We start from the raw sequence: 5,527 nt of genomic DNA, 5'->3' as shown, positions 1-5,527 counted from the left end.
TTGTGTTTTATTAGAGTTATACTGGAAAGTTTCGACTTGGGAGTACACCTCGCGGGTTGAGATCTTTCCTGACAGTCGATGTTGTGGACCGGAAAAATATCACAGCTATTGCTTACGTTTAAATAGCTGTGTACGATATTGATCGTTTTTGGACTGTGAAGGTTAAGCCATATTCAGCTGGCAGAATTCAACTGTGCGTGGGACAAGAGGACGCGGAAATTTTTTCAATTACTTTTTATGTGCCAAATCACAAAACAAATTGAATTATGGATGAATGATCGTACCAATAATGCCTTAGAGCCAGGTTCAGAATTACCCGCTTTTGCTAGACCGTTGGTTGGGTTTGCATCGGGAGAAGACGAACTATTTTCTTTCTTAAAAGCTGATATTGGCCCTGAGTTCTACTGGACACCGGAAGAGGCATTCTTGTCTGCATTTCCTGAAGAGAAAATCCGGGCAGATGAACTGAGTGTTATTTCATGGGTTTTACCGCAGACAGAAGATACTCGCTTGGCACACAGAAAGGCCGTAATTATGCCGAGCGTTGAATGGAGCAAAGCACGACACTACGGTGAAAAGGTTAATGAAAATTTACGCCGATACGTGATAGGTCTGTTTGCAGCGGATGGTCATCAAGCTTGTTCTCCAGTTTTGCTTCCCCAGTGGTCGAAAGCTCTTTCTACTCAATACGGATTTGCTTCTTCATGGTCAGAACGTCATACCGCCCATGTTTGTGGGCTTGGCACATTTGGGGTGTCCGATGGACTGATTACTCCTCTGGGGAAGGCTGTTCGGGTAGGTTCAGTAATTGTGCGCAAGAGGTTTAAGTCTACACCAAGGTCATATAAAAATCATAACGAGTGGTGCCTGTTCCATTCGACCGGCAGGTGCCTTGTGTGCGCACGCCGATGTCCTGTCGGAGCCATTTCCAAATCAGGACATGATAAAGTCAAATGCAGGGAATATATTCGCAGCGTGACTGCTGTTCATGTGGAAAAAGAGCAATTAGGATTCAAAGTCAACAGCTGTGGATTGTGCCAAACTAAAGTTCCATGTGAAAGTCAAATGCCTCTTGCCAGCAAGAACCGATGATTACCGCTGGCAGGATTAGGTGTTTTTGGTCAACTCCAAATAAAGACTATTACAGATTAACTCGTCGTGGATTTTCAGGAAATTCTAAAAAAAATTAACAGCTTGTCCGCGATATTACTTTTTGGGCGGTAATATCTTTAAGACCACCAGAAACATACTTGTGCAGCACACTGGACACAAGTGACTGATAAGGCAAACCTTCTTCGAGAGCTCGACGTTGAAGAGCTTCGAGGTCGCGCCCTGATATCCGAATATTAATGCGTTTATCCTTCTTGATCGATTCCTTGGCAAATTTCGTAAGCTGAGTTCGCCGCTCTTCTGTTAAATCAGATTGAAATTCATCTGCTTCAAATGCATCAAGCAACTCTTGATCTTTTAGATTCTTTTTTTAGTACTCATACACCCGTTCCGGACTGGAGTGCGAACAACGCATCTTCAAAAGAGACGCCCCTCTCACTCATCAACCACTGATTTTTTTCAGCATTCCAATTAATTTGCTTCATAAGTTGTACTATAACATAACGTGTGCTTATTGCTCTCATAGCGTTGGTTTTTCTCATCGGCCATATCCAACCCGAGATGTGATTATGATGAATCCTCGGCCTGTTTTTTTGGCTTATGAACTTTAGCCCATTCCCGCTAATTTACAGGAGGTGCACTATGAACGTTTCACGAGCAGTCGAATTCTATCTGCAGTATCACCAAACCAACCCAAAAAAAAAATACCGTCAAAACCTGTGATTTTGTCCTCTCCCGTTTCACCACCCAGTTTGGCAAACGTGAATTATCCAGCATCACTCCAGAAGAGTACTGACTTTTCTGCTTTCCCTGACCAAAGACAATAAACAGGCGACCAAAAGGAACCGTTACTCAGTACTCGCATCTTTCTACAATTTCATTATCAACACAGGATTGCCTGCTCTTAACAATCCCTGCAACACAGCAGTTATAATTATAGTTTAAATGCCAAAAACCGTCGTGGAGTACGACAACGACTTGTTCATTTTGAAGCAATAAGAGCTGGAAGTCACTTTACCACTGATAATAATTTTAAGATAAGAGGCGCAGTGAGAAGAACAAATACCACCCGGAAAAAGTGAAAACTGACCACAATGGGCAGGTTGGCGCCGCCTTCGAAAGCCAGGACAAGGATACCACTCATCGCACCGGGACTTGTGCCAAGGTAGGCTGTGGTGCCATCCAGGATCTGAAGTCGGGTAAATATAATTGAAAGAATCAACCCAACTCCGACCAGGGTGACGGTCGAGGTGAGAATAGGAATGTAAAGTTTTTTGAGATGCGGCAACATGGCTGGTTGAAAGGCAGCACCAACCATGACACCCAGTGCGACCTGAAAGACGAAACTGACGTCCTTGGGAATCGGCCAGACACTCCTCACCACCAGCTTGAAAACGATGACGGCCATCATCGCGCCAATGAGACTGCCAGCCGGTATTTTTAACCGGGCTCCGAGTAAGCCACCGAGCGTTCCAACAAAAAGGTAAACCAACCAACCCAAATTTGGATTCATACAGGGCTCCCTGCTTAGCGCCACTTTGCAGATTGAACCAATCCTGCAAAAAGAAGATAATTCGAAATGAATCTAAGAGGCAAAAACATAGCCCTCCATCAGTCGTCTTGCTGTACGACCAACGACAGCCTCTTTGTATGCATAGGTATCCCCTTTTTTTTCAATGACTGCACCAATATCGATAACACCCCCTGGATGACCGATTCTCAGTAGATCCCGGGCGCGGGAATCTTCACTCATCAGGTCGTAGACCACGGTCCCCGGAATCATCGCAGCGCCTGCAGTGGCAATACCGCCGCTGACCGCATAGGAGCGGTGCAAGGTCCCCATGGACATGATCCGCGCAACAATATCAACTTCATCTGCGCCAATCTCACGACCTTGATTTATTGTGTATGCTTGACTTTTCGAGACAAAGGCAATTTTAGGGACCGCTTGGCTCCTTGCGGTAGCCTCTTGTTCAGAGATGGCAAGCCTGGTCATTACCGCGGCCCTGCATCGTATGGTCTCAAGGATTTCCTTCACCTTATTATCACTATCCACTTCATCAATTTCTGTACCACTAAGGCCTATCGATTCAGCTCTGACAAGCACCACGGGGTTGGCCGCATCTATGATGGTAATCTTGATCCTGCCATAATGCGGAATCTCTATCTCATCTGTCCTGTTTCCGGAAGGAAAGAGGTTTCCCGTAAGCGATCCACCCGGATTGACAAAGCGAAGGTTAATTTTGGAGTGCGTTCCTGGAATCCCTGCTACCTGGTAATCTCCATTACAATCAAACCTACCATCTTTTACAGGCACTTCCGCAATGATCAGCTTGTCTGTATTCTTTTGGTGGATGCGCACCTCGGTTATCGGCTCAATAGCCTTAACCAACCCTTCATCAATGGCGAAAGGACCCACAGCCGAAGAAATGTTTCCGCAATTACCTTTAAAATCTACGATGGGCCGGTCAATTGAGACCTGGCCAAAATTATATACGACATCATATTGAGGATTAACAGATGGACTGATTATGGCAACCTTGCTGCTTGTACTTGCCCCGCCTCCAACACCGTCAATCTGGCGTTTATTAGGGTCGGGACTACCATATATCGCAAGGATCATCCTGTCCCTGTGCTCCACATTGGCAGGGAGATGATTTTCATGGAAAAACAACCCCTTGCTGGTACCTCCTCTCATTAGTACGGTTTGAATGCGCTTTTGCACTATCGAGTCCTCCAATCCCTGCCATATTCATAAAGACGTCGCAACTTAAACAGCTTGAGGTAACATCAATGATTTTTTGAATATATCAAACTACACTCGGACAGCCTCCTAGGAAGCTTTGCTCTCTGGTTCGGAAGTAATTAAAAAATTCGAGATTTATGAATGCATTACTCTTTTTAGATTCTCATCTAAAACTGACAAAAATTCTTCAGTGGTAAGGTAACTTTGTTCTGCACCGACGAGTAATGCCAGATCTTTTGTCATAAAACCTGATTCAACTGTTTCAACGCATACCCGTTCAAGAGTCTCAGCGAAACTGGTCACTTCAGGTGTCTCATCAAATTTTCCCCGATAAGCGAGGCCCCTGGTCCAGGCAAAGATCGAGGCAATGGGATTAGTGGAGGTGGCCTTGCCTTTCTGATGCTCTCGGTAATGCCGAGTGACAGTGCCATGAGCAGCTTCAGCCTCCACGGTTCTGCCGTCTTCTGTCATCAAAACTGAGGTCATAAGTCCAAGTGAACCAAAACCCTGGGCAACCGTATCCGATTGCACATCACCATCGTAATTTTTGCAAGCCCAGACAAATCCGCCTTCCCATTTCATGGCCGCGGCTACCATATCATCGATCAAACGATGTTCATAATTGATGCCTGCCTCGGCAAATTTGGCCGCAAACTCATCCTCAAAGACAGTCTGGAAGATATCCTTAAAGCGGCCATCATATTTTTTAAGAATGGTGTTTTTGGTGGACAGATATACCGGCCAGCCGAGGTTTAACCCGTAATTCATACAGGACCTGGCAAATCCACGGATTGAATCATCCAGATTGTACATCCCCATGGCACACCCAGAGCTGGGGAAATCAAAAACTTTATATTCTACAGGTGCACCGCCATCTGCCGGTTCAAACTTCATGGTCAGTTTACCTGCTCCTGGAACGAGGAAATCCGTTGCCCGATACTGATCACCAAAGGCATGTCGACCAATAACAATGGGTTTTGTCCAGCCAGGAACAAGTCTTGGAATATTACGGCAGATGATCGGTTGACGGAAAACCGTTCCGCCGATGATATTCCTGATGGTTCCATTGGGAGAGCGCCACATCTGCTTGAGATCAAACTCCTCAACCCTTGCCTCATCCGGAGTGATTGTGGCACATTTAACCCCCACGCCGTACTGCTTGATAGCATTGGCAGCATCGATGGTAATTTGGTCTTCAGTCTCATCTCGCTTTTGTACTGACAAATCGTAGTATTTTATATCCACGTCAAGATAGGGGAGTATCAACTGCTCTTTGATGAATTTCCAAATAATTCTGGTCATTTCATCGCCATCGAGCTCAACAATTGGATTTTTTACATGTATTTTATTCACTTATCACCTCCTGTTACAGTGACTAAACAAAACATAGCCTCTCTTGTCAGGGTAGACATCCGATAAGACAAGGATACCGTCGTACCTATATGCAGGACAGTCAGTCCCTACCAGTTATATTGCGATCCAAGCGCCAGCCCCAGGTCAAAGGCCCGGTTGTTCAGATCGACAAAATCCTTCGGCACCCGGTCGGTAACCGTGGCCATGACCGCTCGCGGCTTGACCACCTCGGTGATGCCGATCAAGGCGCCGAGCACGCAGATATTGAAGACCACCGGCTTGCCGATCTTCTCCATGACGCTGTCGTACATCGGCAGT

Annotated in this window: 6 protein-coding genes; 1 reads left to right on the top strand and 5 read right to left on the bottom strand. The window is 45.8% G+C overall.

Annotated elements, in window-relative coordinates; all coding sequences use genetic code 11:
- Positions 1–270: 270 nt before the first annotated feature.
- Positions 271–1,092: a 4Fe-4S ferredoxin gene (locus ACYQ8U_RS22455; protein WP_459947797.1), complete on the top strand. Its 822-nt coding sequence runs from the start codon at positions 271–273 to the stop codon at positions 1,090–1,092.
- Between the two features lie 94 nt (positions 1,093–1,186).
- Here the strand turns inward: ACYQ8U_RS22455 and ACYQ8U_RS22450 are convergent, their stop codons facing one another.
- The 5 genes from ACYQ8U_RS22450 to ACYQ8U_RS22430 form a co-directional block, all read right to left on the bottom strand.
- Positions 1,187–1,456, bottom strand: a complete 270-nt coding sequence (locus ACYQ8U_RS22450; protein ID WP_459947796.1) for a CopG family antitoxin — start codon at positions 1,454–1,456, stop codon at positions 1,187–1,189.
- 663 nt (positions 1,457–2,119) lie between these two features.
- Complete coding sequence (locus ACYQ8U_RS22445) at positions 2,120–2,623, bottom strand: AbrB family transcriptional regulator (RefSeq protein WP_459947795.1); 504 nt, start codon at positions 2,621–2,623, stop codon at positions 2,120–2,122.
- A 72-nt stretch (positions 2,624–2,695) separates the two neighbouring features.
- Positions 2,696–3,835, bottom strand: coding sequence for a 2-methylaconitate cis-trans isomerase PrpF family protein (locus ACYQ8U_RS22440; RefSeq protein ID WP_459947794.1), 1,140 nt, complete (start codon positions 3,833–3,835; stop codon positions 2,696–2,698).
- Between the two features lie 156 nt (positions 3,836–3,991).
- Positions 3,992–5,209, bottom strand: a complete 1,218-nt coding sequence (locus ACYQ8U_RS22435) for an NADP-dependent isocitrate dehydrogenase (protein WP_459947793.1) — start codon at positions 5,207–5,209, stop codon at positions 3,992–3,994.
- Between the two features lie 107 nt (positions 5,210–5,316).
- The coding region (locus tag ACYQ8U_RS22430) for a 2-oxoacid:acceptor oxidoreductase family protein (protein WP_459947792.1) at positions 5,317–5,527 on the bottom strand (211 nt) is incomplete at its 5' end.

It is taken from the genome of Desulfocastanea catecholica, assembly GCF_054657295.1.
The sequence above is the reverse complement of the archived record's forward strand: the minus strand, read 5'-3'. Positions and strand labels throughout refer to the sequence as shown.

What these genes read in the sequence shown, in the direction of transcription:
- ACYQ8U_RS22455 (WP_459947797.1), top strand. Translation starts at nt 271, where the DNA reads ATGAATGATCGTACCAATAATGCCTTAGAGCCAGGTTCAGAATTACCC.
- ACYQ8U_RS22445 (WP_459947795.1), bottom strand. Translation starts at nt 2,623, where the DNA reads ATGAATCCAAATTTGGGTTGGTTGGTTTACCTTTTTGTTGGAACGCTC.